Origin of the sequence: Microcoleus sp. AT3-A2 (assembly GCF_036705685.1) — a bacterium.
Lineage (GTDB): Bacteria > Cyanobacteriota > Cyanobacteriia > Cyanobacteriales > Microcoleaceae > Microcoleus.
The window spans coordinates 138,215-163,237 of record NZ_JAUBVF010000007.1; the positions used below are offsets into that span (position 1 = coordinate 138,215).

The 25,023-nt window shown below is 47.0% G+C and carries 32 protein-coding genes; 25 read left to right on the forward strand and 7 right to left on the reverse strand.

The window, feature by feature from the left end; genetic code table 11:
• Positions 1-22: 22 nt before the first annotated feature.
• The 4 genes from dtd to QUB37_RS29790 all read right to left on the reverse strand — a co-directional run bounded on the left by dtd (position 23) and on the right by QUB37_RS29790 (position 2,918).
• On the reverse strand, positions 23-478 hold the full coding sequence (dtd, locus tag QUB37_RS06815; protein WP_333160358.1) for a D-aminoacyl-tRNA deacylase: 456 nt from the start codon (positions 476-478) through the stop codon (positions 23-25).
• A 170-nt stretch (positions 479-648) separates the two neighbouring features.
• Positions 649-1,791, reverse strand: coding sequence for a GTP-binding protein (locus QUB37_RS06820; protein ID WP_333160360.1), 1,143 nt, complete (start codon positions 1,789-1,791; stop codon positions 649-651).
• A gap of 387 nt (positions 1,792-2,178) precedes the next feature.
• On the reverse strand, positions 2,179-2,388 hold the full coding sequence (locus QUB37_RS06825; protein ID WP_333160362.1) for a hypothetical protein: 210 nt from the start codon (positions 2,386-2,388) through the stop codon (positions 2,179-2,181).
• A gap of 350 nt (positions 2,389-2,738) precedes the next feature.
• The gene (locus QUB37_RS29790; protein WP_445299875.1) at positions 2,739-2,918 is read right to left on the reverse strand and encodes a transposase; all 180 of its coding nucleotides are present in this window, start codon (positions 2,916-2,918) and stop codon (positions 2,739-2,741) included.
• Between the two features lie 721 nt (positions 2,919-3,639).
• Between QUB37_RS29790 and QUB37_RS06830 the strand changes: the two genes are divergently transcribed.
• From QUB37_RS06830 to QUB37_RS06845, 4 genes are all read left to right on the forward strand, one after another.
• Positions 3,640-6,414, forward strand: coding sequence for an ATP-binding protein (locus tag QUB37_RS06830; protein ID WP_333160364.1), 2,775 nt, complete (start codon positions 3,640-3,642; stop codon positions 6,412-6,414).
• The gene (locus tag QUB37_RS06835; RefSeq protein ID WP_333160366.1) at positions 6,407-7,738 is read left to right on the forward strand and encodes a response regulator; all 1,332 of its coding nucleotides are present in this window, start codon (positions 6,407-6,409) and stop codon (positions 7,736-7,738) included. The genes QUB37_RS06830 and QUB37_RS06835 overlap by 8 nt, the downstream gene beginning before the upstream one ends.
• A 98-nt stretch (positions 7,739-7,836) precedes the next feature.
• Entirely contained in the window at positions 7,837-9,387 is a 1,551-nt protein-coding gene (locus QUB37_RS06840) for a thymidylate synthase (protein ID WP_333160368.1), read from the forward strand.
• On the forward strand, positions 9,384-9,923 hold the full coding sequence (locus tag QUB37_RS06845) for a dCMP deaminase family protein (protein WP_333160370.1): 540 nt from the start codon (positions 9,384-9,386) through the stop codon (positions 9,921-9,923). Before QUB37_RS06840 ends, QUB37_RS06845 begins: the two co-directional genes overlap by 4 nt.
• A gap of 241 nt (positions 9,924-10,164) precedes the next feature.
• On the opposite strand, the gene QUB37_RS06850 is transcribed toward QUB37_RS06845, so the two are convergent.
• The 3 genes from QUB37_RS06850 to QUB37_RS06860 all read right to left on the reverse strand — a co-directional run bounded on the left by QUB37_RS06850 (position 10,165) and on the right by QUB37_RS06860 (position 11,949).
• On the reverse strand, positions 10,165-10,671 hold the full coding sequence (locus QUB37_RS06850; protein WP_333160372.1) for a salt stress protein, Slr1339 family: 507 nt from the start codon (positions 10,669-10,671) through the stop codon (positions 10,165-10,167).
• Between the two features lie 73 nt (positions 10,672-10,744).
• Entirely contained in the window at positions 10,745-11,350 is a 606-nt protein-coding gene (locus QUB37_RS06855; RefSeq protein WP_333057785.1) for a VWA domain-containing protein, read from the reverse strand.
• 122 nt (positions 11,351-11,472) lie between these two features.
• Positions 11,473-11,949 carry an NAD(P)H-quinone oxidoreductase subunit N gene (locus QUB37_RS06860; RefSeq protein WP_333160374.1) on the reverse strand — a complete coding sequence of 159 codons (477 nt, stop codon included), beginning with the start codon at positions 11,947-11,949 and terminating at the stop codon, positions 11,473-11,475.
• A 431-nt stretch (positions 11,950-12,380) separates the two neighbouring features.
• Between QUB37_RS06860 and rplC the strand changes: the two genes are divergently transcribed.
• The 21 genes from rplC to infA all read left to right on the forward strand — a co-directional run bounded on the left by rplC (position 12,381) and on the right by infA (position 24,945).
• Complete coding sequence (gene rplC / locus QUB37_RS06865; protein WP_333160376.1) at positions 12,381-13,016, forward strand: 50S ribosomal protein L3; 636 nt, start codon at positions 12,381-12,383, stop codon at positions 13,014-13,016.
• A gap of 190 nt (positions 13,017-13,206) precedes the next feature.
• A complete protein-coding gene (gene rplD, locus QUB37_RS06870; RefSeq protein WP_190657994.1) occupies positions 13,207-13,839 on the forward strand; it encodes a 50S ribosomal protein L4 in 633 nt (210 codons plus the stop codon).
• On the forward strand, positions 13,832-14,140 hold the full coding sequence (locus QUB37_RS06875; protein ID WP_006634999.1) for a 50S ribosomal protein L23: 309 nt from the start codon (positions 13,832-13,834) through the stop codon (positions 14,138-14,140). The genes rplD and QUB37_RS06875 overlap by 8 nt, the downstream gene beginning before the upstream one ends.
• 175 nt (positions 14,141-14,315) lie before the next feature.
• Complete coding sequence (rplB, locus tag QUB37_RS06880; RefSeq protein WP_333039612.1) at positions 14,316-15,179, forward strand: 50S ribosomal protein L2; 864 nt, start codon at positions 14,316-14,318, stop codon at positions 15,177-15,179.
• 113 nt (positions 15,180-15,292) lie between these two features.
• Entirely contained in the window at positions 15,293-15,574 is a 282-nt protein-coding gene (gene rpsS / locus QUB37_RS06885) for a 30S ribosomal protein S19 (protein ID WP_006634997.1), read from the forward strand.
• A 97-nt stretch (positions 15,575-15,671) separates the two neighbouring features.
• On the forward strand, positions 15,672-16,031 hold the full coding sequence (gene rplV, locus QUB37_RS06890; RefSeq protein ID WP_333160378.1) for a 50S ribosomal protein L22: 360 nt from the start codon (positions 15,672-15,674) through the stop codon (positions 16,029-16,031).
• A 114-nt stretch (positions 16,032-16,145) separates the two neighbouring features.
• Entirely contained in the window at positions 16,146-16,874 is a 729-nt protein-coding gene (rpsC, locus tag QUB37_RS06895) for a 30S ribosomal protein S3 (RefSeq protein WP_242719701.1), read from the forward strand.
• A gap of 115 nt (positions 16,875-16,989) precedes the next feature.
• Positions 16,990-17,409, forward strand: coding sequence for a 50S ribosomal protein L16 (gene rplP / locus QUB37_RS06900; protein ID WP_333039615.1), 420 nt, complete (start codon positions 16,990-16,992; stop codon positions 17,407-17,409).
• 160 nt (positions 17,410-17,569) lie between these two features.
• The gene (rpmC, locus tag QUB37_RS06905) at positions 17,570-17,881 is read left to right on the forward strand and encodes a 50S ribosomal protein L29 (protein WP_333160381.1); all 312 of its coding nucleotides are present in this window, start codon (positions 17,570-17,572) and stop codon (positions 17,879-17,881) included.
• Between the two features lie 37 nt (positions 17,882-17,918).
• Positions 17,919-18,167, forward strand: coding sequence for a 30S ribosomal protein S17 (gene rpsQ, locus QUB37_RS06910; RefSeq protein ID WP_006634992.1), 249 nt, complete (start codon positions 17,919-17,921; stop codon positions 18,165-18,167).
• Between the two features lie 116 nt (positions 18,168-18,283).
• Positions 18,284-18,652 (forward strand): 50S ribosomal protein L14, encoded by a 369-nt coding sequence (gene rplN, locus QUB37_RS06915; RefSeq protein WP_006634991.1) that lies wholly within the window; start codon positions 18,284-18,286, stop codon positions 18,650-18,652.
• A gap of 1 nt (position 18,653) precedes the next feature.
• Positions 18,654-19,016, forward strand: a complete 363-nt coding sequence (gene rplX, locus QUB37_RS06920) for a 50S ribosomal protein L24 (protein ID WP_242719707.1) — start codon at positions 18,654-18,656, stop codon at positions 19,014-19,016.
• Positions 19,017-19,158: 142 nt separating this feature from the next.
• Positions 19,159-19,704, forward strand: a complete 546-nt coding sequence (gene rplE / locus QUB37_RS06925) for a 50S ribosomal protein L5 (RefSeq protein ID WP_333082089.1) — start codon at positions 19,159-19,161, stop codon at positions 19,702-19,704.
• A 22-nt stretch (positions 19,705-19,726) separates the two neighbouring features.
• A complete protein-coding gene (rpsH, locus tag QUB37_RS06930) occupies positions 19,727-20,131 on the forward strand; it encodes a 30S ribosomal protein S8 (protein WP_190657976.1) in 405 nt (134 codons plus the stop codon).
• Between the two features lie 122 nt (positions 20,132-20,253).
• Positions 20,254-20,802 carry a 50S ribosomal protein L6 gene (rplF, locus tag QUB37_RS06935; RefSeq protein ID WP_333039622.1) on the forward strand — a complete coding sequence of 183 codons (549 nt, stop codon included), beginning with the start codon at positions 20,254-20,256 and terminating at the stop codon, positions 20,800-20,802.
• Positions 20,803-20,804: 2 nt separating this feature from the next.
• Positions 20,805-21,167, forward strand: coding sequence for a 50S ribosomal protein L18 (gene rplR / locus QUB37_RS06940; RefSeq protein ID WP_333101803.1), 363 nt, complete (start codon positions 20,805-20,807; stop codon positions 21,165-21,167).
• Positions 21,168-21,298: 131 nt separating this feature from the next.
• Positions 21,299-21,847, forward strand: coding sequence for a 30S ribosomal protein S5 (rpsE, locus tag QUB37_RS06945; protein WP_190745441.1), 549 nt, complete (start codon positions 21,299-21,301; stop codon positions 21,845-21,847).
• Positions 21,848-21,993: 146 nt separating this feature from the next.
• Positions 21,994-22,440: a 50S ribosomal protein L15 gene (gene rplO / locus QUB37_RS06950; RefSeq protein ID WP_333160383.1), complete on the forward strand. Its 447-nt coding sequence runs from the start codon at positions 21,994-21,996 to the stop codon at positions 22,438-22,440.
• A gap of 102 nt (positions 22,441-22,542) precedes the next feature.
• The gene (gene secY, locus QUB37_RS06955) at positions 22,543-23,847 is read left to right on the forward strand and encodes a preprotein translocase subunit SecY (RefSeq protein WP_333160385.1); all 1,305 of its coding nucleotides are present in this window, start codon (positions 22,543-22,545) and stop codon (positions 23,845-23,847) included.
• A 5-nt stretch (positions 23,848-23,852) separates the two neighbouring features.
• Positions 23,853-24,428 (forward strand): adenylate kinase, encoded by a 576-nt coding sequence (locus QUB37_RS06960; RefSeq protein ID WP_333160387.1) that lies wholly within the window; start codon positions 23,853-23,855, stop codon positions 24,426-24,428.
• 292 nt (positions 24,429-24,720) lie between these two features.
• Positions 24,721-24,945 (forward strand): translation initiation factor IF-1, encoded by a 225-nt coding sequence (gene infA, locus QUB37_RS06965; protein WP_006276978.1) that lies wholly within the window; start codon positions 24,721-24,723, stop codon positions 24,943-24,945.
• The last annotated feature ends 78 nt before the right edge of the window (positions 24,946-25,023 follow it).

The following is a 25,023-nucleotide window of genomic DNA, read 5'->3' on the forward strand; positions in this document are numbered from 1 at the left end:
GGGTGAATTGTTTGCAAACAATTCACCCTGATTCTTTCTCTAATACCAAAGTCACCGGCCCGTCATTATCTATAAAGACTTGCATCATCGCTCCAAACAAGCCTGTTTCAACTTTTAAGCCGCTCTGGCGCAACTTTTCGACAAATTTATCATAAAAAATTTCCGCTCTTTCAGGAGCCGCTGCTCGGTCAAAGGAAGGTCGCCGACCTTTGCGACAGTCCCCGTAGAGCGTAAATTGACTGACAACCAGCAACTCGCCGCCGATGTCTTGTACTGACTTGTTCCAGCGCCCGGTATCCGTGGCCGAGTCGGGAAACAAACGCAATTCCAGGCATTTGCGAGCCATCCAATCGAGTTCTGCTTCGGTGTCGGTGTCTGCAATACCTACCAGCAAGTTAAGTCCGCAGCCAATTTTGCCGACAATTTGACCGTCTATTTCGACTTGAGATAATTTTACTCGCTGGATGATGACTCGCATGGGAAATCGGTAATTGGTAATAGGTAATTACTCGTTACCAGGCCAAGAGTCTTGTAACGCAAATTCTTATTCTCTGCCTCCTATCTTCCTGAGAACCAGAGAGGCAGAGCCTCTAGACATCGGTTCCCAGGCTCTTGGCCTGGGAACCACTACAAAAGAATATTTTACTGTTAGTTTTTCCCAAAACCTTTGCCGCGATTGGTTGAAGGCATACAAAGACAGTTTTCGAGTTGCGATCGCAACGTCTCGGTATCCAAACCCTGACCAATGAGAACAAGCTGGTTTTTGCGATCGCCTTTCCACTCGTCGTCATCCATCGAAAATCGCTTACCGCTCAAGTGAAAAATATGCCGTTTGGGACTTTCTTCAAACCACATAATCCCTTTCGCGCGAAACACATTTGTTGGCAGTTGGTTGTCTAAGAAATATTGAAATTTTCTCAGAGAAAACGGCTTATCGCTTTGGAAAGAAATTGAGGTAAATCCGTCATTTTCTAAATGGTCGGAGTGGTCGTGATGGCCGTGGTCGTGATGGCTGTGGTCGTGATGGTCGTGATGGCTGTGGTCGTGATGGTCGTGATGGCTGTGGTCGTGATGGTCGTGATGGTCGTGATGGTCGTGATGGTCGTGACTGCTAGCAGTTTTTTCAGATTGGAAATATTTGTCCGATTCAAACAATCCGACGCTGAGGACTAGCGGTAGGGGAACTTGCGATTTTACTGTTCGCAGAATTCGAGCACCTTCTTTGACATCGCGAATCTTAACTTCCAACAAATCTAAATCTGCTTCTTCAACCAAATCAGTTTTGTTGAGGATAATTATATCGCCGTAAGCTATTTGACTGTAAGCTGCTTGAGAGTTGAACAAATCTAAGCTGTAGTTGGCTGCGTCTACTACTGTAACTATCGAATCAAGACGAGTCAGGTCGCGCAGTTCTGTGCCTAAAAAAGTCATCGCTACTGGCAGCGGGTCGGCGAGTCCGGTTGTTTCGACTACCAGATAATCGAGATTTTCTTGACGTTCCAGAACTTTGTAAACTGCATTAACTAAATCTTCATTAATTGTGCAGCAGATGCAGCCGTTGTTCAGCTCAACCATGTTGTCGTCGGTGGTGACAATCAGTTCGTTGTCGATGCCGATTTCGCCAAATTCATTTACCAAAACTGCTGTTTTCAAACCCTGCTGATTGGTCAGGATGTGGTTGAGCAGGGTTGTTTTGCCGCTGCCGAGAAATCCTGTAATGATTGTAACGGGCAATCCGTGTTTGGGAGCGTCCATCGCCAGTTCTGTCTCGGACTGAGTTGTAGATTGCATAGCTTGACTGTCAAATAATGTCGATCGCACTTTCTTTGTGGTTCTTATTGTATCTTAATTAGGACAAAGCCTGGTAAACCCAGTTTCTCGGAGAAATGTTGGGTTTGGTGGCATGGTATCTACGCATCAACCGGGAATCAGCCCGATAGTGCAAAATAAGTGGGCCGCTAATTATCGGCAATTGCTAACGCGGTCGATCGCACTTTTTTATTTTTTTGATAATTTTTTTGTTCCCAGTACCTGTAGCAGTTTGCCTGCAACCAGTTTTCCCGGTAAATTCAGCAGCGACAAATTTGGGACAGACTCAAGCTGAGTGCGATCGGCAAATTCCCGCTAATCTATAGAACCCATTTGAGATCTTTTACGCGGTGGCTAGTCTTTTAAGCATCAGTCTGATAAAGCAAAGCTTGAGTTTGGCATTTGAACGAGTGAGTGTGCGATCAAATTTTTTGACGCCAGCTTTTGCATCTTTCCACCCAAGCGTTTGAAGGTTCTCTTCCCCCATCTAGCCGCCGATGGCCCAAATCCAGATTGCCCTTTAGCGTGATTTTCGGCTTTTGATTGCCCGGTTGCCAGTTCAAATTGAATCTTAGCCATAATCTGAGGATAAATCTCCTCCAAGGCAAGAGTTGCGTTTCTCAGGGTGGTACCCGTTGTCTAACAAAATGTTAGTTTTGGGAAGTTCGGCAGGTTTAGATTTGAAGTAATTGATGTTTTGCGAAAGCATTTCAATCAGCTTGCAGATCATCAGATAAGATAGCTTTAGTACAATGGGTAAAGAAGGGAAAGCCAAGTATCTCGACAACTAGATATCTTTTGACGCCAAAGCGTGCATTTATTTGTAGAAACAAAACTCTTTAGACTCCTCACTAGCATAGAAGCGTGTTTTTCTCCCATGAGTGAGTCAATCATGATTAGGGTTGTCCACTGCGGTTTTTTTTGACTTGTTAGCGCACCTTACTATTTAACTCGGTCATGATCCGATCAAGTACACCGTCCTCACACCAATTTTTGTAATGCCAGAAGACAGTAGAATATGGTGGTATATCTCTGGGCAAGTCTGACCAATTACAACCGTTCTTGAGTTGATAAAATATCCGCGAAAAGGATTTGCCGCGCAAGTCCACACCGGAGGTCTGATTTTCTTCTTTTGGGGCAGTAATGGCTCAATAATTTCCCACTCCTTGTCCGTGACATCGCTGGAATAAACCATTTTCAACCCCAATCTGATTAAATTTACCTCTTTTTGTCAATTTTACTCGATCGCCCTGGGAGCATCTCAATGAAAGCAGTCAAGCTAGAAATTGGAGTTTGGAGGCCCGATACTGCGAGGCGCGGGGCTGCGAGGCAAGAGGAAGAAAGAAGGAGCCATTGGAGGCAGGAGACAGGAAGAAAGAGGAAGAAAGAAGGAGCTAGAAGAAGTGTTTTTACAAATATGAGATGCTCCCCTCGCCCAAAAGATCTCAAGTGGGTTATATAAGCGGTAGTCTTCGATTGTAATGGGGTTGAGAGATTTTTGGTGGAGTGCGTGCGATCGCCTTTAAATTTCAGCCAGAACGATCACCCGATCTACTAAAAATCACACTCGGCTAACATATCCGAGCCGATCACATTCTCCCAGCCACTCCACCAATCAACGGAACATCAACCAACTTAGCGATTGTTGCACTTCCGTGAACAAAAGAAAACCACTGGCAACTTGCTAATGCGACTGCTTGTTGGAGGTACAAGATTAATTATTAGCGTCGGTGTCTAGCCAGGAATTTAAGCGCATTGAAAGCTCTACCAAGGTCGATTGAACATCAAGCTACCAATTCCTCAAGTCTATTTTCTAGAGAAGCTACTACCATGTCTCTGCCAAACTCATCCTTGAATCTATTTAAACTTAAGCGCAAACTTTCCCTGCGATCGCTCTTGATTGTCCCGTTTGTACTACAAATCTTCGTAGCAGTTGGACTAACGGGATATTTTTCCCTGCGGAATGGACAGAAGGCAGTCAATGATGTTGCCAGTCAGTTACGTCAAGAAATGAGCGATCGCCTCAACCTGCAAGTTCTGAACTATTTGGAAAAACCTTATATTGCCGGACAAGTGATCGTAGTTGCGGCCCAAGAGGGTCAGCTTGATTTAACAGATTTCACCAAACTGGAACGAACGTTGTGGCGGTTAGTCAGCCAAAATACCCTCGAAGACGTGCAAATTGGTTTAGAGGATGGCACGAATATTGCTCTTGATACAACAATCAATGACGGCATCGTTTCTCGCCTCAGTGACAAAGCGCGTCTACCTCAACGCCAATTCTACAAACTTGACGATCGAGGTCAACGGGTCGCACTGCTCAAAACTCAGGCAGAGTTTGACCCCCGGACTCGACCCTGGTATCAAGTTGTACAGAAAGCAGGAAAACCAGCCTGGACATCTGTGCCCTATGTTAGCAGTTCGTATCAATCGGCTACCATGGCTCTATCCCAGCCGATTTACAATCGCGGTGGAACGTTACTAGGAGTGCAAAAAAGTACCTTTCGGCTGGACAAGATTCATCGTTTTCTGAGCGAGTTGAAGGTGGGTCAAACGGGACAAACGTTTATCGTCGATCGATCGGGCAATCTGATTGCCAGTTCAACGATCAGTCAGCCTTACATTATGGATCTTAAAAATGAAGAGTTGCAACAAATTCCTGCAGTCAAGTCTGAAAGTTCTGTAATTCGTGCCACAGCGCAAGCTATCCTCGATCGATTTGGCAACTTCAACGCTATTGCACAGAATCAACAGCTTGATTTTATGCTGGCAAACCAACGGCAGTTCGTGCAGGTTTCCGCCATTCGAGACGAACGAGGTATCGATTGGTTCAGCGTCGTTGTGGTGCCTGAATCAGATTTCATGGCACAAATCAATGCCAATACTCGCACCACAATTTTGCTGTGTCTAGGGGCTTTGGTGGTGACGACTATACTGGGTCTTTTTACTTCGCGTTGGATTACCAAACCGATTTTGCAGCTACAAACAGCCAGTCAGGCGATTAGTTCGGGGCAGTTGGATCAAACACTTCAGGTGCAAGGTATTAGTGAATTAGAATCGCTGGCAGATTCCTTTAATCAGATGGCGGGTCAACTCAAAACCTCCTTTATCGAACTGGAAAGCCGGGTTGAGGAACGCACCGCAGAACTGAAAGAAGCAAAACTTGTAGCCGATGGCGCGAACCAGGCAAAAAGCGAATTTCTTGCCAACATGAGCCACGAACTCCGCACTCCCCTCAACGGTATTTTGGGCTATGCTCAAATCCTCAATCGCAGCAGCGCATTGCCCCCAAAAGAACGTCACGGAGTAGAGGTCATTTACCAGTGCGGTTCTCATTTGCTGACGCTGATTAACGATGTGTTGGACTTGTCCAAAATTGAAGCCGGCAAACTAGAACTCGCACCTAAAGCGATTCACTTTCCCTCATTCGTCCAAGGTGTCGCTGAAATCTGCCGCATTCGTGCCGACCAAAAAAACATTGGCTTCGTTTACGATCCCGATCCACATTTGCCTGAAGGGATTTTTGCCGATGAAAAACGGCTGCGTCAGGTGTTACTCAACTTGGTGGGAAATGCGATTAAATTCACCGACAAAGGTTGTGTCACGCTCAAGGTTGCCGTAGTTGAGAATCATCCCAATCCGTCCACTCACTCTTTCAAATTTCAAATTGAGGATACGGGCGTAGGAATTGCGCCCGATCACTTGGATAAAATTTTTCAGGCTTTTGAACAAGTGGGCGATCGCCAGCGCCAAGCCGAGGGCACGGGTTTAGGGCTCGCGATCAGCCAAAGGATTGTCCAACTCATGAACGGACAAATCCAAGTTAATAGCCAACCCGGAGTCGGGAGTGAGTTCTTTTTTGAGGTGGAACTGGCGATCGCCACCGATTGGGCCAAGCAAAATTCCCTCACAACTGGAAAACAAATTATTGGTTACGAAGGACAACGACGCAGCATTCTGGTGGTAGACGATCGTTGGGAAAACCGAGCCGTTCTCGTCAACTTGTTAGAGCCACTAGGATTCCAAGTTAGTGAGGCCGAAAATGGACAAGCAGGATGGGAAAAAATACGACATTCTCAACCTGACTTAGTGATTACAGACTTGGCAATGCCAGTCATGGACGGCTTTGAGCTGCTCAAACAAATTCGCAGTGCAAAAGATTTGCCCCACCAGAAGATCATTGTCTCTTCTGCATCAGTTTCACAAGCCTATCAACAGATGAGTTTAGATGCAGGGGGAAATGATTTCCTGGCCAAGCCAGTGGAAGTCAGTGAATTATTTAATCTCTTAGCCACTCATTTGGAATTAAAGTGGAAATATGGAATGACAGCCTCGAACGACTCTGGGGTACCCACTCCAACCACTGCATTAGCGAACCCAGAAGGGATTATTATTCCTTCCCCTGTAGAGTTAAGGACTCTACTAGAATTGGCGCAGCAAGGCAACTTAAAACGCCTACGATCGCACACAGAGCATATTGCTCACTCTAACCCTCGCTACGCTGATTTTGCCTCACAAATTCTTCAGTTGGCCAAGCAATTTAAAGCCGAAGAGATTGAAGAGTTGCTACAACAACATCTCACAGAGAAGAAAGCCGATGTCTAGTCCTGAATTAATTCTGGTGGTGGACGATACCCCTGCAAACTTAGAAGTAGTTTGTGAAACTTTAAGTGATGCGGGGTACGAAGTAGCAACCGCAATCAACGGCGATCGCGCTCTTAAGCGAGTCCAAGCTTATCCTCCCGATCTGATCTTGCTCGACGTTCAAATGCCAGGAATTGACGGCTTTGAAACCTGCAAACGTCTGAAGGCAGATCCGAAAACAGCCAGTATTCCGATCATTTTTATGACTGCTCTCTCCGATGCCGACAGTAAGGTGAAAGGATTTGTCCTGGGTGCTGTGGACTACATCACCAAACCCTTTCAAGAACAGGAGGTGCTAGCACGGGTAAAAACTCATTTGCAGCTACGACAGTTAACTAAAAATCTCGAACAGCGTGTAGCTGAGCAAACGGCTGATTTAGAAGCAGCACTCACACAACTGCAACAGTCTCAGCTTCATTTAGTCCACACCGAAAAGATGTCTGCTTTGGGAAATTTAGTCGCGGGTGTCGCGCACGAAATTAATAACCCGCTTTGCTTTATTGCTGGCAATCTGAAACCAGCTCAGGACTATATTAAAGACCTCTTTCAACTAATTGAGTTATACCAAAAAGAACTCCCTTATCCAAGTGCCTCACTACAGGAATTCGTGGAGGAAATAGATTTGGAATATTTACAAGAGGATTTACCCAAGTTAATCGATTCGATGCAAGAAGGAGTCGAGCGCATTCACACAATCAGCACCAGTTTAAGAAACTTCTCGCGTTCTGATTGCGATCGCCCCATTCCTTACAATATCCACGACGGGATTGACAGCACGCTCTTGATTCTCAAACATCGCCTCAAAGCTAACGAATCTCGCCCGGAAATTCAAGTCATCACAGAGTATGGGGATCTGCCACAGGTAGAATGCTTTGCCGGACAGTTGAATCAGGTATTTATGAATGTGCTGGCAAATGCGATCGATGCCCTTGAGGAATCAAATAAAGGACGCAGTTTTGCTCAGATAAAAGCCAACCCCAACCAGATTACTGTCAAGACGCAATTGTCGGAGTCTCAGGCCGTGATCCGAATTGAGGATAATGGGATTGGCATTACGGATGCGGTGAAGCCAAAAATCTTTGAGCATTTGTTTACCACCAAAGGCGTGGGGTACGGAACAGGGATAGGATTGGCGATCGCCCGTCAAATCGTAGTCCAGAAACACTCTGGAACTCTAGAAGTCAACTCAACTTTAGGTCAAGGTACAGAATTTGTGATTTCAATTCCGGTGAAGGATCTCGCTGTAAAAGACATTCAGGCAACGATCTGCGTTGACGCAGCATAACAAATCATTGCAGCGGCAGCATAAAGAGGATTGATAGCGCCCCTTCAAACCATCCAAACTATTGATATAGTAGTACGCGGTGCAAAAAACGGTAAACCATGACAGCCACAAATCTCGTCAATAAATTTGAGTACAAACCCCTATACAAACCGAATCAATTAATTTGCGGAACGGGGCAAACAGCCATTGTCAGCGGCTGGACAGTAAAAAGTGCGATCCTTTCCAAGGGCTGCGCTAACGGCAAAAAATTACAACCCAACGAGTTTGCTGTCATCGGACAACTTTACTCGCCTACTCGCGGCATCAACTTCTTAATTAGAAACTTGCTGTGCAATCCCCACGTCCGCTTTTTAGTAATTCTCAACGCTACCAAAGAAGACCGAAATTCTGGTGCGGCAGCGTGCTTGCTCGACTTTTTTCGCAACGGCTTTGAAGCAGGCAAAAGCGATACTGGTAGAGATTGCTGGCTAATTAAATCTTCAATATTTGGCTACATTGATATTGAAATAGCAGCAGAAGCCTTAGAACTATTGCGTCATAAAATAGAATGGATAGAAGCAAAAACTATAGCAGAAACTGTGACTTTTGTCAAGTCTTTTGCCCAAAAAGAATCTGTTGAACCTTGGGGAGAAACCGTAACTTTTCCGTTAGTCGAAATCGTCCCGACTGTACTCCCCGGCCAGAAATACGGACACAGAATCGAAGGCAAAACTATCGCCGAAACTTGGGTAAAAATCATCCACCGAATTAAGACCACTGGCACCCTGCGGCCGACTGGTTACGACGGACAGTGGCAAGAATTAATCGACTTAATGGCAGTGATTACAGATGAACCAGCAGAGTTCTATTTCCCCGAACCGAATTACTTACCAATAGACCGTGATTTTCTCGAACAGTACAAACCGCAAATGCTCGAAGATGCCCCCTATAACGAAGGCATTAAATATACCTACGCCCAGCGGATGCGGTCGTGGTTTGGACGAGATCAAATTGAAGAAGTTATTGCCAAACTAATTAAGGAAATTGACGCGGCAAGTGCTGTAATTAGTTTGTGGGATGCAGGCGGAAATATTAACAGAAGGCCTGACGGTTCGTCGGACCACCAGCACAGCGGCAGTCCTTGTTTAAATCACATTTGGGTGCGAGTTGTTGACGAAGAAATATCCCTAACTGCAACTCTTCGCAGTAACGATATGTTTGCGGCGTGGCCGGCAAATGCAATGGGTTTGCGGGCTTTGCAGCAGCATATTCGCGATGAAATTGCGAGGCGTTCCGATTATAATTTGACCATGGGCCCGTTGGTAACGCTGAGTCAATCGGCTCACTTGTATGACGATACCTTTGAAAATGCCGATCGACTAATTCAAACCCAATATGCTAAAATCTGCGAAGATCGAGACTTTTTCGATGCAGCAGGCAATTTTTTAGTTGAAGTAGCCGACAATCAGATAGTTGTCACGCAAACCACCCCCGGCAGCGGCGAAGTTGTCACCTGTTATTCTGGAAAAAACCCTCTCAAGTTAGTGCGAGAAATTTGTGCGGCTTCCCCGGCTATCAAAGGCGAGCATATTGGTTATTTGGGAATAGAGTTGCAGAAGGCTGCCGAGTGTCTGAAAACGAGCAAGCAATACATCCAGGATAGACGATGAATCTAGAAGAAGAAAGACCGAGTTGGGACGAATACTTCTTAATGTTAGCAAAATTGGCTGCTACTCGATCGACTTGTCTGGCTTTTCCTGTAGGCGCGGTGATAACTAAAAACAGGCAAGTTTTAGCAACGGGTTACAACGGTTCGCCGTCAGGTTCGGCACACTGTACTACTCAAGGCTTCTGCTATCCTGGTTTGAGTAGTTGCGACGCCAGCAAAACTTTGCCATCAAGGGCGGTTCACGCGGAAGCAAATGCGATCGCCAAAGCTGCTAAACACGGTATATCTACTGCTGGGGCTAGTATTTACGTCACTTTAGAACCCTGCATCTATTGTTTGAAATTAGTCATTGCCGCTGGAATTAGAGAAGTGTTTTACGAAACGAGTTTTAACAGCGGAGAAAAAGCTGCTTTGAGAGATACTTTTATCAGTGAAGGTATTGTTGAGTTAAAACAAATTCAGTTATCTGAAGATACAGCAAAAAAGGCGGCTTTGTTTTTGTTGCATCCTACATCGGTGGCCAAAAAATTAGTATAGGATCAATCCTCCCCGTGGTTGTCGCAGCCACAGGAAATAACTGTGCTGTGTCCCTATAAATGATATTTATTGGCTGGCAATTTGTAGGGATACGGCAGTGCCGTATCCTAAATCCCGCGTAATACAAAGGATATTTACTTTACGTCTTGCAAAGACACAGCACTGCCATGCCCTTACAACAAATAGAACTGGCAATTAACCAAAAGGTGGCCTGACAAATTGTGAATACCCTGTAGTTCAATCAATCAAACTCATTCACCACTTGCAAATACTCGATTGCCGCATCTATCCTCGAAGAATACTTAAAAGCAAACTGATCGAACCAATATCCCTCATCGGAATTTTTATCCAACTTTTTCAGCCAAACCTGAGCTTGCCTAACTTTCTGTCTGTGCGTTTGTACGTCCAACTGCAGCCCCGCGACTTTTTCTGCTGGCAGTAGTTCCAGTGCAGCCACTTCCTGAGCTTTATTTGGTGCTTCGTGCTCAGCCTTAAGCGGTTGCTGTGAAACTGCTTCCTGAGCTTTATTTTGCGCTTCGTACTCAGCCTTAATTTGAGCTAAATCCTTATCCAAAGAACCAGCATACAAATTTATATCTGATGTTTTAAATGTTTGATTTGACGGCACTGCTGCTTGTGGCACAGGCGCTTGTGCTTGCACCGGTGTCTGACTTTTCAACTCAGCATTTTTTTGAGATGCTTGATACTCTGCCTTAAGTTCACCTAACAGGCGTTCGATAGATTCCATAACTTAAACCCCCCTAAAAAATGCTGCTGGGTCAACTGACCCAAATATAATCGCGTGAACTTCGCCCGCCTCCTCAATCAGTTATTGCATTCAGCAATACCTCCGTCAGGGTCATTCCTTCAATATCATCCATCGTGACAGTATCAACGATATCGAATTTAGCGCCGGCGCTTTGCAGTTCGTCATCCAATATTTTGAGAAACTTAGTAGCTTCCGGCGCATTCCCTACTTGAATGAAAGAAATCGCTAACTCTTCATCTCGATCGAGCTTCCGCGAAGCCTCTATAATCGTTTTCATCACTTCTTTGCGATCGTCCGGTTCCCCGTCCGTCACCACTAATATTGTTTCCCCATTTTGCTTGGTCTTACCGGATGCTTTGCGCTGAAAATAACTGTTCAGGGCGTCTTGCAGAACAGCAGCTAAATTCGTAGTCCCCGAAGGTTCGTTTTCTTGGAAAATTTGCACGACTTTAGCCGATGTTACGTTGTCGTAGCGCTTGAAGCGACCAGAAAATACATAAACTGTTATGCCATCCGGATCAAGTTCTTCGCATTTATTCGCTAATGCGATCGTCGATTCTTGCATGAGCGCCCACCGACTTTTACCGCCCATCTGGTCTTTTGTGTACATACTGCCACTTTTGTCAATGATTATCGTATAATCGCGATTCTGAAGCATAAGATTTTTCCTGTTAGTTAATTAAGTTTTTCCCGAAAATAGCAAAACCAGCGAGCAGAAGCTGTTGAGCTTTAGTTGCTCGCTGCGTTTTTTAGTTGATTTGCGATCGCAAATACCGGAATTTAAGCTGCAACTAAAGCATCTTTAAGTGGCTTCCAGCTAAAAGCTCGATCGCCCCCCATCTCAACTGCTATTTTAACTCGCGGTTCTAACGTCGGCAAAACAGTCAAATACTCAATCTCCTGACTCGACAAAATCTGCCCTTCAATAATCCACAGCACCAGTCCTTTTGCTTTCGGTGGCAAATTGTCTAATTGAGTTTTCAACATCGGCGGCACGTAGTACGTATAACCCACTGCCGATTCATTGCCAGTAGTTTTTTTGCCCAAATGCGGCGGCCGCACCCCGTGAACCCCCGTCAAATACATCGCCAAATCACCCAAACCCCGCGCCGAAATCGTGTACGCACCGTAGCCCGCAGCCCTCAGCCGCCGCAGGTAGCGCCCCTCAAATCCTCCCTCTAAAGGAACGTACAGGGCCAGCGACCCCGACTTTTCCAAATCCCGAATTAGATCCGATCCCGTCGTAATCAGTCCCATAAATTTGTGTTTCCTGCTGTATCAAAATTTGGTCGATCGCTGCTTGCGAGCTGGAAATATTATAAATCCTAAAGTTGAGGCGAAAAATTCTCATCGCGGCCTTGACAAACGGCAAACACTTCATGTACTATTTTGAATTGTCGCCGTAAAGGATACTGAGTGGTTTGCTGCTCAAGTCCTGGTGCAAACAAGCAAGACCGAGACAAAACTCGGAGATCTAGCAGGTAAAAAGCCGTAAATCTCAACCCTTGCAAGACTTCCACAAGCTCGCTCCCAAATTTAAAACTCAAATTTTAAACACCGAGGAAGGCTGTTGGTTGATAACAGTTAATTGCAGGAACACTGAAATAAATGTTTCTGCACAAGAGCAAGCGGATTGACGAAAACTTCGCAATCCGAAACCTCTTGCGTAAATAAAAGGAAGAAAATCCGTGTCTGTAGGCATTCTTGGCACTAAACTAGGCATGACTCAAGTGTTTGACGCCGAAGGGAGAGCCATCCCCGTCACCGTCATACAAGCAGGGCCTTGTACAGTAACTCAAATCAAAACCAAACAAACTGACGGCTACGGTGCCGTTCAAGTTGGATACAACGAAGTCAAACCAAAGGCTCTCAACAAGCCAGAACTAGGACACCTTGCCAAGTCGGGGGCGAATCCATTGCGCCACTTGCAGGAATACCGATTGGAAGACACCAGTTCATTTGAATTAGGTCAACAACTAAAAGCAGATACTTTTACACCGGGACAAATAGTAGATGTCATCGGTACCAGCATCGGTAAAGGTTTTGCAGGTTTTCAAAAGCGCCACAACTTTAAACGAGGCCCCATGTCTCACGGTTCCAAGAACCACCGCGAGCCTGGATCGATCGGGCCTGGAACTACTCCTGGTCGCGTTTATCCTGGGAAAAGAATGGCAGGACGTATGGGCAACGTTCAAGTCACCGTCCGCAAACTAACAATTATCCGGGTGGATACAGAGCAGAATCTGCTGCTAATTAAGGGAGCAGTTCCCGGCAAAGCTGGCGCCTTAGTCAATGTTGTGCCTGAGAAAAAAGTGGGACGTTAGTCAGTAGTAAATAGTCAGTAGTCAGCAGTCAGTAGATAGTGGTTGGTCGTTAGTAGCAAGCAATAACTAAGAACTAAAAGCTAAAAACTAAGACCTGAAAACTAAGACCTGAGAACAGACAACAGACGACAGACAACAGACAACAGACAACTAACAACAGACAACTAACAACAGACAAAGGACAAAAGATATGGTTAACTGTGTAGTGCGAAATTGGCAAGGCGAAGAAGTTGGGGAAACAACTTTAGAACTGCGCGTAGCCAAAGAAGAAAATGCGTCTCACATCGTTCACAGAGCATTGACGCGGCAACTGAATAATGCTCGTCAAGGAAATGCTTGCACCAAAACTCGATCGGAAGTCAGAGGCGGTGGCCGCAAACCCTGGCGTCAAAAAGGCACCGGCCGAGCCAGAGCAGGTTCTATCCGTTCTCCGCTGTGGCGGGGCGGCGGTGTCATCTTCGGACCAAAACCGAGAGACTTTGAAGTCAAAATGAACAAAAAGGAACGCCGTCTCGCTTTGCGGACAGCATTCCAAAGTCGCACCGAAGACATCATTGTGGTTGAAGAATTTGCAGAGCAATTTCCAAGACCGAAAAGCAAAGAATTGCTGAGTGCGATCGCCCGCTGGGGTATCGAACCCGATACAAAAGTTCTGTTAATCTTGCCAGAACCGCAACCAAACGTCTACTTATCCGGACGCAACATCGAATTAGTAAACGTCATCTTGGCAACATCCCTGAATGTTTACGACGTTCTCGCGGCTGACAAAATTATCGTCACATCTACAGCCATAGCTAAAATTCAGGAGATTTACGGTGAGTAAAATCGACCCCCGCGACTACGCAGATTTGATCCAGCGTCCGATTCTCACCGAGAAAGCTACCCGAATGATGGAATTAAATCAATTCACATTCGACGTAGCCCCCAAAGCGACAAAGCCTCAAATCAAAGCTGCAATCGAAGAACTATTTAAGGTCAAAGTAATCGGCGTCAACACCCAAAACCCGCCGCGCAAAAAGCGTCGAGTTGGCAAATTCGTCGGCTTTAAACCTTGTTACAAGCGAGCAACCGTAACTCTGACCGACGGAGACTCGATCCGCAAACTCCTATTCCCAGAAGTCTAGACGATTTTGGATTTTAGATTTTAGATTTTAGATTTTAAATTGCGGTTAACTGGTGGAAATTATCGAACCAGAAAACTCGTAAGTTAACCAAATATCGCCAATCTTCAACCTAAAATCTAAAATCTATCAACGTCAAATCCAAAATCCAAAATCCAAAATCTAAAATAGATCGATTATGGGCATCCGTTCTTACCGACCTTATACCTCCAGCACCCGAGAACAAACCGTCTCGGACTTTGCTGAAATTACCAAATCAGAGCCAGAAAAGTCTCTAACCAGCAACAAGCACACCAAACAAGGCCGCAACAACCGAGGCGTCATCACCTGTCGCCACCGGGGAGGCGGTCACAAACGGTTGTATAGAGACATCGACTTCCGCCGCGACAAACACAGCATTCCCGCTACCGTCAAGGCGATCGAATATGACCCCAATCGCAACGCCCGCATCGCCCTCCTGTTCTACAAAGACGGCGAAAAACGGTACATCCTGCACCCGCTCAACTTAAACGTCGGTACAGTAATTGTCTCAGGCCCAGACGCGCCGATCGAAATCGGTAATGCCCTCCCCCTGAAGAACATTCCCCTCGGTACCAGCATCCACAACGTCGAGCTAGTACCCGGAAAAGGCGGACAAATCGTTCGCTCCGCCGGCTCCAGCGCTCAGCTAATGGCAAAAGAAGGTAGCTACGTCACCCTCAAACTGCCATCCGGCGAACAGCGCAAAGTCCGCGCCGACTGCTACGCCACCATCGGTCAAGTCGGCAACACCGACGCCAGAAACATCAGCCTGGGTAAAGCAGGCCGCACCCGCTGGAAAGGTCGCAGACCAACTGTTCGCGGTAGCGTCATGAACCCGGTAGACCACCCGCACGGCGGTGGCGAAGGCAGAGCTCCTATTGGGCGTCCGGGGCCTGTCACTCCTTGGGGTAAACCAGCATTGGGTGCAAAAACTCGACGCAAAAACAAGCGCAGCGACGCTTTAATAGTCCGCCGCCGCCGCAAATCTTCCAAGCGTGGCAAGGGCGGCAGACAAAGCTAGTCATCAGTCAGCAGTCTTCAGTGCTTAGTTATTAACTGCTAACTAATGACTGAGGACTGATGACCAATGACTGGTAAAAGCTGACTAATGACTCCTGAATTACTAAAAAAATCATGTCTCGATCGCTAAAAAAAGGCCCCTTTGTCGCAGATGCTCTGATGACAAAAATCGAAAAACTCAACGCCGCAGGCCAAAAACAAGTAATTAAAACTTGGTCGCGCTCTTCCACAATCCTGCCCCAAATGGTAGGTCACACGATCGCCGTTCATAACGGCAGACAGCACGTACCAGTCTACCTCACCGACCAAATGGTAGGTCACAAACTCGGAGAATTTTCCCCCACTCGCACCTTTAGAGGTCACGCGAAAAGTGGTGATAAAAAGGCAAAAAGATAGCCGAATTAGGTGACAGGTAATAGGTAATCGGACAAACTTTTTCCCAATTACCAATTACCTTTTTCCCAATTACCAATTACCAATTACCCAAATCGAAATGGTTATAGATACCACATCCGAAATTAAGGCGATCGCCCGTTACATCCGGACATCCCCCTTCAAAGTGCGCCGAGTCCTCGACCAAATTCGTGGCAAAAGCTACCAAGAAGCGCTGATTTTACTCGAATTCATGCCCTACCGCGCCTGCGAACCAATCGTCAAAGTTTTGCGATCGGCAGTAGCCAACGCCGAACACAACGCAGGATTGGATAAATCCAAGCTAGTAGTGTCTCAAGCTTACGCAGACCAAGGCCCAGTCCTCAAACGCTTTAGACCCCGCGCTCAAGGTCGCGCCTACCAAATCCGCAAGCCAACCTGTCACATTACCGTAGTAGTAGCTCCGCTCCTAGAAAACTAAACCAGGGAAAAACGTAAGAGGTAATAAACAGCTTAAAGTTGAAAAAAATCGGTAATCACCAATTACCAATTACCAATTACCAATTACCAATTACCAATTAACTCATCAACTATTATGGGCCAAAAAATACATCCAATTGGTTTTCGCCTCGGCATTACCCAAGAGCACCGCTCTCGCTGGTTTGCTGATCCCAAAAACTATCCAGAACTCTTGCAAGAAGACTATAAAATTCGCAAGTACGTTCGTAAAACCCTCAGCAATGCTGGCATTTCATCGGTCAGAATTGAGCGGAAAGCCGATCAAATCGACCTAGAAGTGTTCACCGCCAGACCAGGCGTTGTCGTAGGCCGCGGCGGAGCAGGCATCGAAACCTTGCGCGTCGGTTTGCAGCAGCAACTCGGTAGCAACCGCCAAATCCGCATCAACGTCGTCGAAGTCCAGCGAGTAGATGCCGATGCCACACTGATCGCAGAATACATCGCTCAGCAACTAGAACGGCGCGTATCCTTCCGCCGAGTAGTCCGCCAAGCAATCACCCGCGCCCAAAAAGTCGGCATCCAAGGCATCAAAATTCAAGTCAGCGGACGCCTCAACGGTGCAGAAATTGCCCGTACCGAATGGACACGGGAAGGAAGAGTCCCCTTGCACACGCTGCGGGCCGACATAGACTACTCCTACTGCACTGCTCAAACCATCTACGGTATTCTGGGCATTAAAGTTTGGGTTTTCAAAGGCGAAATTATTCCCGGACAGGAACAAGAGGCTGCACCAAATGCCGCAGTGCCCCGCACCAAACAAAAGCGCCGCCGCCAGAACTTTGAAGATCGATCGAACGAAGGCTAGCTAATTGTTAACTGTTAGTTGTCACTTGTTAAGTGTGAGTTGTTCCAAACCAATTAGCAATTAGCAATCACCAATTACCAATTACCAATTACCAATTACCCAACTCCCTTTCGCCATGTTAAGCCCTAAAAGAACGAAATTCCGCAAACAACAGCGCGGGCGAATGAGCGGTATTGCCACCCGCGGCAATACAGTTAGCTTTGGGGACTTCGCGCTCCAAGCCGTCGAACCCGCCTGGATTACTTCCCGCCAAATAGAAGCCGGACGCCGCGCCATGACCCGCTATATCCGCCGGGGTGGCAAAATCTGGATTCGCATTTTTCCCGACAAACCAGTCACCGAGCGCGCAGCAGAAACCCGGATGGGTTCTGGTAAAGGCTCACCCGAGTTTTGGGTTGCCGTGGTCAAACCGGGCCGGGTAATGTTTGAAATTGGCGGAGTAAGTGAAGAAACTGCCCGCGAAGCCATGCGTTTGGCATCTTTCAAATTACCAATTAAAACCAAGTTCATCACTCGCGAAGAAGGCCAGTCATAGCGAAGAGCGAAGGTAGAATTAGGTCTGTCTTAATCAGCATTTTAAACGGCTACAGCATTTTAAAATCTGGCTTTCATAACTTTTCTTTCCTTCGACCTTCAGCCAAGCGAGACAATTCTGTCTTCTGTCATACCGCTCGCTAACGAGAAAGCACACAATTATGTCTTTGACCAAGATTAAAGAAGCTAGAGAATTAAGCGATGCTGCAGTAGCAGAGCAAATTTTAGCCGTCAAGCGCCAACTAATGGAATTGCGGCTCCAGCAAGCTACCGGCCGCATGGAAAAGCCTCACCTGTTCAAGCACGCCAAACACCGGCTAGCTCAATTGATGACAGTTGAACGCGAGCGCCAAATCGTTGCTGAGAAAGAAACGGCCGAAAAATTAGCCGCATCTAAACAGGTAGCACAGCCTGCTGCAACCGCAGCAGTCAGCCAAGAGTCAGAAGCAGCCGAGCCGACGATCGCACAGTAGCTAAAAACAGTCAATTGCACAACAAAAATAGGTAGCTATGGCAATTAAAGAACGAGTTGGCGTAGTAGTCAGCGACAAGATGGATAAAACCGTCGTGGTAGCAATCGAAAACCGCTCCTCCCACACCAAATACGGCAAAATCGTAGTCCGCACCAAGCGGTACAAAGCTCATGACGAAGAAAATCAGTGCAAATCGGGCGATCGCGTCCGCATCACTGAAACTCGCCCACTGAGCAAAACCAAACGTTGGACGGTTGCTGAGATTTTTGGGACAAAAAACGGCTAAGAGTTAATTGCGATCTCGCGCTCGCCCGATCGGTACTTGATTAATCAATTAGTCGTCAACAGTCAACAGTTAACAGTCAACAGTTAACAGTCAACAGTTAACAGTCAACAATCACCATGATTCAACCCCAGACATACCTCAATGTCGCCGACAATAGCGGAGCCCGCAAACTGATGTGCATCCGCGTATTGGGAGGCGGCAACCGTCGCTACGGCGGAGTCGGCGATGTCATCATTGCCGTCGTCAAAGACGCCATCCCCAATATGGCCGTCAAAAAATCAGATGTCGTTCGGGCTGTCATTGTCAGAACCCGCAAAGGTTTGCGCCGCGACAGCGGCATGAGCATTCGTTTTGACGATAACGCCGCCGTTATTATCAACGTAGACGGCAACCCCAAAGGCACTCGCGTCTTCGGCCCCGTCGCCCGCGAATTGCGCGATAAAAACTTTACTAAAATCGTTTCCTTAGCCCCGGAGGTACTTTAAAATGTACGGAAAAAAGGGTAAACCAACTAGCGAGCCGCAGCGCTACAGAATGCACGTCAAAGCAGGCGACACCGTGCAAATAATTACTGGCAAAGAGAAAGGAAAAGTCGGAGAAATCTTAAAGACATATCCTAAAGTCAGCAAAGTAATTGTTAAAGGTGTAAACATCAGAACAAAGCACGTCAAGCCCCAGCAAGAGGGAGAGTCCGGGAAAATACTGACGTTTGAGGCTCCCATTCACAGCTCAAATGTCATGCACTATTCCGAAAAAGAAAAAATAGCTAGCCGCGTTTGCTATACATTTAGCGAAGACGGCCGGAAACTGCGACAGCTCAAAAAAACTGGAGAAATCATCGATCAATAGTGATTTGTTATCAGTCATCGGTCATTAGTCCGTCTTCTGACAAGTGACTTTTTAACTCATAACTAACAACTAACATCGGTGGGATGGACAATCGACAAATTCCCTGACCAAGCCCAGGGACAGTTAACGAAACACAAAAACTATGCCGGACAAACTCAAAGTTCTTTATCAAGGAAAAATCGTTCCCACACTGATGGATCAGTTTAAATATACTAATATCCATCAGGTTCCCAAACTCGTCAAAGTCACAGTGAACCGCGGTTTGGGAGAAGCATCTCAAAACGCTAAGGCACTCGATTCGTCGATCAACGAAATTAGCATCATCACCGGGCAAAAACCAGTGGTGACACGGGCGAAAAAAGCTATCGCAGGCTTCAAAATCCGCAAAGGAGTACCCGTCGGCGTTATGGTGACGCTGCGCGGCGATCGGATGTACGATTTTCTCGATCGGCTGATCAACCTCGCACTCCCCCGAATCCGCGACTTCCGCGGCATCAGCCCCAAAAGCTTCGACGGGCGCGGAAACTACAGCTTGGGTCTGAGAGAACAGCTAATTTTTCCAGAAATAGAATATGACCGCATCGATCAAATTCGAGGCATGGACATTTCAATTATCACCACAGCAAACACCGACGAAGAAGGACGCGCCTTGCTTAAAGAAATGGGAATGCCGTTCCGGGACAACTAAGCACTAGAGTAAGAAGCAAAAGATGGCAGCTAACGATACCATAGCAGATATGTTGACGCGCATTCGCAATTCTTGCATGGCGCGCCACCAAACAACGCAAATTCCAGCTACAAAAATGACCCGCAGCATCGCCCAAGTCCTCAAAAGTGAAGGCTTCATCGGCGAATTTGAAGAAGCAGAAGCAGAAGGGGTCAAGCGACATTTAGTGCTTTCTCTAAAGTACAAAGGTAAAACTCGCAAGCCCATTATCACGGCACTTAAGCGAGTCAGCAAACCAGGACTGCGCGTTTACTCGAACCGTAAAGAATTGCCCAGAGTATTAGGCGGAATTGGCATTGCCATTATTTCCACCTCCAGCGGCATTATGACGGATAGAGAAGCTCGACGCCAAGGTTTGGGCGGTGAAGTGCTTTGTTATGTTTGGTAGTCATTAGTCATTAGTCATTAGTCACTGGTCGTTGGCAACAGACTCAAAAATCAATCACTAAGGACTAATAACTAAGCACTAATAATCAAGGACTAATAACTAAAAACAAAGGACAAAAAACTATGTCGCGAATTGGCAAGCGTCCGATTAGCATCCCCACGAAAGTCACCGTCACCCTAGACGGTCAAAAAGTAGCCGTCAAAGGCCCTAAAGGTGAACTTTCCCGAGTTATCCCAGCCGAAATCCTCATGGGAATTGAAGGCGAGACTTTACTCGTTACCCGCCGAGACGAATCTCGCGTCGCCCGACAACTGCACGGCTTGTGCCGCACCCTAGTGGCCAACATGGTCGAAGGTGTATCCCAAGGTTTTCAGCGGCGTCTCGAAATTATCGGCACAGGTTATCGGGCACAGGTTCAAGGACGGAACCTGATTTTAAACGTCGGTTACAGCAAACCCGTTGAAATGCCCCCTCCAGAAGGCATCACAATGGCAGTTGAAGGCAACACCAACGTCATTGTCTCCGGCATTGACAAAGAACTCGTAGGCAATACAGCAGCCCGCATCCGCGCGGTGCGTCCGCCCGAAGTCTATAAGGGCAAAGGCATACGCTACAGCGGCGAAGTCGTCCGGCGCAAAGCTGGTAAAACAGGCAAAACAGGTAAGAAGTAACCATGAAGCTTACTCGCAAAGAATCAGTCCAGCGCAGACACCGCCGTGTTCGGCGCAAGGTGTTCGGCACCTCCGAACGTCCCAGACTAGCGGTATTTCGCTCAGATCAGCACATCTACGCTCAAGTAATCGACGACACCGCCCAGCACACTTTAGCCGCCGCGTCAACCCTCGATCCCGAATTGAAGTCAACTCTCAGTTCTGGCGGCAACTGCTCCGCGAGCGTGCAAGTCGGTCAGTTGATTGCCAAACGCTGTTCCAGCGCTGGCATAGTCAAAGTCGTATTCGATCGGGGGGGCAACCTCTATCACGGTCGTGTCAAAGCCCTCGCAGAAGCAGCTCGCGAAGCGGGGTTAGACTTTTAGGAAGAAGGAAGAAGGAAGAAGGAAGAAGGAAGAAGGAAAAAAGAATATACAACAAAATTCTTAATTCCTAATTGTTAATTTCTCATTTCCAACTACCAGTTACTAATCCCCAATTCCCAAAGAACAAAACTATGGCAGAACAAAAAGAACAGCGCAACAAGAAAAAAAGCAGCAGCAACAACAAAGGGCGCGAAAAAGAATCCGAATGGCAAGAACGGGTTGTTCAGATTCGGCGCGTTACCAAAGTAGTCAAAGGTGGTAAAAAACTCAGCTTCCGCGCCATAGTCATTATCGGCAACGAACGCGGTCAAGTTGGAGTAGGAGTCGGCAAAGCTAGCGACGTAATCGGTGCCGTTAAAAAAGGCGTCGCTGACGGCAAAAAGCACTTAATTGAAGTCCCCCTCACCAAATCTAACTCCATCCCTCACCCCATCAACGGTGACGGTGGCGGAGCTAAAGTGATGATGCGGCCGGCAGCCCCGGGAACCGGTGTAATTGCAGGGGGAGCAGTGCGAACTGTTCTCGAACTAGCAGGAGTCCGCAATATCTTAGCCAAACAGCTAGGTTCTGGAAATCCCTTAAACAACGCCCGAGCCGCAGTCAATGCCCTCTCCACCCTCCGCACCTTGTCCGAAGTTGCTCAAGAGCGCGGAATTCCAGTAGAAAATCTCTACGGTTAGGGCACGCGAGAATGGGAAACTGTAAGTTTTGAGTGTTAAGTGCTTGCGGTGAAAATAAAAAAAGCCGCCACTTAAAACTCACGCACTCAAAACTACTGCGTACCCCCTCTCTAAATACCAATTACCAATTACCAATTACTAAAACTATGAGATTGCAAGACGCCCGACCCAAAGCAGGCTCCCAAAAGCGCCCCCGACGCTTGGGCAGAGGTATTTCTGCCGGTCAAGGCGCGAGCTCCGGCAAAGGGATGCGCGGTCAAAAATCTAGAGCCGGTAGCGGCACTAGACCCGGTTTTGAAGGAGGTCAAAATCCTCTCTACCGCCGTCTCCCCAAGTTGAAAAGCTTCCCTCTAGTGAACCGGAAAGAGTACACTACCATTAATGTAAGTAAATTAGCATCGCTGCCAGCAAACACAGAAGTTACTCTCACGTCTTTGATCCAAGCAAAAATTGTCAACACAGACAACGGGCCGCTAAAAATCTTAGGAGATGGCGAACTGAATGTGCCTTTGCAAGTGCGCGCCTCGGCTTTTACCGCAGGTGCTCGCACCAAAATTGAAGCGGCAGGCGGAAGTTGCGAATTAGTTGCGTGAAGATTTGAGGTTTGAGAGTCTGTCCAAATCTCAAATCCTCAAGCTTGCTATCAGAAAATGATTTAGTCGAAAATCCCAAATCTAAAATCCAAAATCGTAACTATGGACGTTAGTAGAGAGAAAGCGCCAACTGCACAAGAGACGTTCATGCAGATGGCTCAAGCTGCTGGTTTACGAGGCCGCATCCTCGTAACCCTTGGCTTACTGATTTTAGTACGCCTGGGTGTCCACTTGCCAGTCCCCGGCATTGATCGAGTCGCCTTTGCCCAAAACGTTCAAAATAGCCCTTTAGTTGGCTTTCTGGATTTGTTCTCAGGAGGCGGCTTGTCAGCTTTGGGGATTTTCGCGTTGGGGATTTTGCCCTACATTAATGCTTCAATTATTGTGCAACTTCTAACTGCGGCTCTGCCAAGCTTAGAAGACTTGCAGAAAAATGAAGGAGAAGCAGGGCGACGCAAGATTTCTCAAATTACTCGCTACGTTTCTTTGGGCTGGGCCATTCTCCAAAGTATTGGCATTGCGATTTGGGTCAGCCCTTTTGCTCAATCTCCATCGCCTTTATTCATAGCACAAACTGCTTTGGCTCTGACAGCAGGCTCAATGTTTGTAATGTGGATATCGGAAGTGGTGACGGAACGAGGTATCGGGAACGGAGCGTCGCTACTGATTTTTATCAACATTGTGTCGGTTTTGCCGCGCTCTTTGGGACAAACTTTTGAATTGGCTCAAAGCGGGGACACGCAAGTTGTCGGCCGCGTAGTCGTTCTGCTGCTGGTCTTTTTGGTGACGATTGTCGGGATTGTTTTCGTTCAGGAAGGTACTCGTCGCATCCCGATTATTTCTGCCCGCCGCCAAGTCGGCCGCAAAGTTTACCGGGAAAGTCGCAGCTATTTGCCTCTGCGGTTGAATCAAGGCGGAGTGATGCCGATTATTTTTGCATCTTCGGTTTTGATTGTGCCTTCTTTCCTGGCTCAGTCTCTCAATAACCCGTTTTTGGTTCAAGTTGCTAATGTTTTGAGGCCAGACGGGCCGGCTCCTTGGGCTTACGCGCTGTTTTATCTGACTTTGATTCTGTTCTTTAGCTATTTCTACGCTTCGTTGATTGTCAACCCCGTAGATATGTCTCAGAACTTGAAGAAAATGGGCGCCAGCATTCCTGGAATTCGTCCGGGTCAGAAAACGAGTGATTATGTGGAGAAGGTTTTGAACCGTTTGACTTTCTTGGGAGCGATTTTTCTCGGTCTGGTGGCCATTGTACCAACTGCTGTAGAAAGCGCGATCGGTGTGCAAACTTTTAGAGGTTTTGGCGCAACTTCCCTACTGATTCTAGTAGGTGTGGCGATCGAAACTGCTAAGCAAATTCAAACTTACGTCATCTCCCAACGATATGAAGGAATGGTGAAGTAATCGCAATGCAATTGATTTTTATGGGGCCTCCAGGGGCCGGAAAGGGAACTCAGGCTCAGCTCTTAGCCGCTCTCTGGAAAATACCCCACATTTCTACGGGCGAAATCCTGCGCGCCTGCGTGGTAGCGAAAACCGACTTGGGTCAAAAGGCACAATCCTACATGGATCGAGGAGAGTTGGTTCCTGACGAGGTATTGATGGATATCGTGCAAGAACGTATGAATCAGCCAGATGCTCGTGCTGGCTGGATTCTCGACGGCTTTCCCCGCACAGTCGCGCAGGCAGCTTTTTTTGACAAACTGCTCTGCGATGTTGAAGGAAGTACGTCTGGAAAGGACTGCGCTCTCAGAGCTGTCAATTTGGACGTTCCTGACAATGTTTTGGTGGCTCGCCTGCTGTCGCGGGGGCGTCAAGATGACAATGAGGAGACGATCCGCCGCCGATTGCAAGTTTATCGCGAGCAAACTGAGCCTTTGATAGATTTTTACAGCGGCCGCCAACAGTTAGTTGCGGTTGATGGCGATCGAGCGATGGAATTAGTCACAGCAGAACTGCAACAAGCTCTCTCGCGCGACTCTTGAACCCTCTCAACACAGCTTGTTACTCACAAGCTTTTGCTAAGATATGTTAACTAGGAGCTTTTTGTGCTATCAGGTTTTGTGAGGGTTGCTAGAGACCGGATTGAACTCGATACTAATTGCCACAACTTTACTCAAGTAAAGCTAAAGCGAGCGGTTGGTTGAGTCAAGAAGTCGATCGAGTCGCCCGAATTTTTGCCCCCCTTCCCGTTTGACTCCTACCAGTAAATAGGTTTTAAGGCAAACAGCGGGACACTCCTAGTTAATCAAATGTAGAGTTGAGGTAAATACCAAATTGTCTAAGCAAGATTTAATTGAAATGGAAGGGACAGTGACGGAATCCCTGCCCAATGCGATGTTTCGCGTTGACCTAGATAATGGGTTTAACGTGCTGGCTCACATTTCCGGCAAGATCCGTCGCAACTACATCAAAATTCTGCCTGGCGATCGCGTCAAAGTCGAATTGACTCCCTACGACTTGACCAAAGGCAGGATTACTTATCGCCTTCGGAAAAAATAGGCTTAGATAAAACTTTCTAAAAACTAATTCTAAGTTTAATTAGAGAGAATTTGGTAAAAAGCTTCAAATTTATGCTAT

Excerpts from the sequence above, each read along its gene's own strand:
- rpsQ (WP_006634992.1), top strand. The coding sequence starts at position 17,919 with ATGGCAATTAAAGAACGAGTTGGCGTAGTAGTCAGCGACAAGATGGAT.
- QUB37_RS06830 (WP_333160364.1), top strand. The coding sequence starts at position 3,640 with ATGTCTCTGCCAAACTCATCCTTGAATCTATTTAAACTTAAGCGCAAA.
- QUB37_RS06860 (WP_333160374.1), bottom strand. The coding sequence starts at position 11,949 with ATGGGACTGATTACGACGGGATCGGATCTAATTCGGGATTTGGAAAAG.
- secY (WP_333160385.1), top strand. The coding sequence starts at position 22,543 with ATGGACGTTAGTAGAGAGAAAGCGCCAACTGCACAAGAGACGTTCATG.
- rplE (WP_333082089.1), top strand. The coding sequence starts at position 19,159 with ATGCCGGACAAACTCAAAGTTCTTTATCAAGGAAAAATCGTTCCCACA.
- QUB37_RS06850 (WP_333160372.1), bottom strand. The coding sequence starts at position 10,671 with ATGGAATCTATCGAACGCCTGTTAGGTGAACTTAAGGCAGAGTATCAA.
- dtd (WP_333160358.1), bottom strand. The coding sequence starts at position 478 with ATGCGAGTCATCATCCAGCGAGTAAAATTATCTCAAGTCGAAATAGAC.
- QUB37_RS06855 (WP_333057785.1), bottom strand. The coding sequence starts at position 11,350 with ATGCTTCAGAATCGCGATTATACGATAATCATTGACAAAAGTGGCAGT.
- QUB37_RS06840 (WP_333160368.1), top strand. The coding sequence starts at position 7,837 with ATGACAGCCACAAATCTCGTCAATAAATTTGAGTACAAACCCCTATAC.
- rplP (WP_333039615.1), top strand. The coding sequence starts at position 16,990 with ATGTTAAGCCCTAAAAGAACGAAATTCCGCAAACAACAGCGCGGGCGA.
- rpmC (WP_333160381.1), top strand. The coding sequence starts at position 17,570 with ATGTCTTTGACCAAGATTAAAGAAGCTAGAGAATTAAGCGATGCTGCA.
- rplD (WP_190657994.1), top strand. The coding sequence starts at position 13,207 with ATGGTTAACTGTGTAGTGCGAAATTGGCAAGGCGAAGAAGTTGGGGAA.
- rpsH (WP_190657976.1), top strand. The coding sequence starts at position 19,727 with ATGGCAGCTAACGATACCATAGCAGATATGTTGACGCGCATTCGCAAT.
- rpsC (WP_242719701.1), top strand. The coding sequence starts at position 16,146 with ATGGGCCAAAAAATACATCCAATTGGTTTTCGCCTCGGCATTACCCAA.
- QUB37_RS06960 (WP_333160387.1), top strand. The coding sequence starts at position 23,853 with ATGCAATTGATTTTTATGGGGCCTCCAGGGGCCGGAAAGGGAACTCAG.
- rpsS (WP_006634997.1), top strand. The coding sequence starts at position 15,293 with ATGTCTCGATCGCTAAAAAAAGGCCCCTTTGTCGCAGATGCTCTGATG.
- rplV (WP_333160378.1), top strand. The coding sequence starts at position 15,672 with ATGGTTATAGATACCACATCCGAAATTAAGGCGATCGCCCGTTACATC.
- QUB37_RS06820 (WP_333160360.1), bottom strand. The coding sequence starts at position 1,791 with ATGCAATCTACAACTCAGTCCGAGACAGAACTGGCGATGGACGCTCCC.
- rplO (WP_333160383.1), top strand. The coding sequence starts at position 21,994 with ATGAGATTGCAAGACGCCCGACCCAAAGCAGGCTCCCAAAAGCGCCCC.
- rplF (WP_333039622.1), top strand. The coding sequence starts at position 20,254 with ATGTCGCGAATTGGCAAGCGTCCGATTAGCATCCCCACGAAAGTCACC.
- QUB37_RS06835 (WP_333160366.1), top strand. The coding sequence starts at position 6,407 with ATGTCTAGTCCTGAATTAATTCTGGTGGTGGACGATACCCCTGCAAAC.
- rplR (WP_333101803.1), top strand. The coding sequence starts at position 20,805 with ATGAAGCTTACTCGCAAAGAATCAGTCCAGCGCAGACACCGCCGTGTT.
- QUB37_RS06845 (WP_333160370.1), top strand. The coding sequence starts at position 9,384 with ATGAATCTAGAAGAAGAAAGACCGAGTTGGGACGAATACTTCTTAATG.
- rplN (WP_006634991.1), top strand. The coding sequence starts at position 18,284 with ATGATTCAACCCCAGACATACCTCAATGTCGCCGACAATAGCGGAGCC.
- QUB37_RS06825 (WP_333160362.1), bottom strand. The coding sequence starts at position 2,388 with ATGGCTAAGATTCAATTTGAACTGGCAACCGGGCAATCAAAAGCCGAA.
- rplX (WP_242719707.1), top strand. The coding sequence starts at position 18,654 with ATGTACGGAAAAAAGGGTAAACCAACTAGCGAGCCGCAGCGCTACAGA.
- rplB (WP_333039612.1), top strand. The coding sequence starts at position 14,316 with ATGGGCATCCGTTCTTACCGACCTTATACCTCCAGCACCCGAGAACAA.
- rpsE (WP_190745441.1), top strand. The coding sequence starts at position 21,299 with ATGGCAGAACAAAAAGAACAGCGCAACAAGAAAAAAAGCAGCAGCAAC.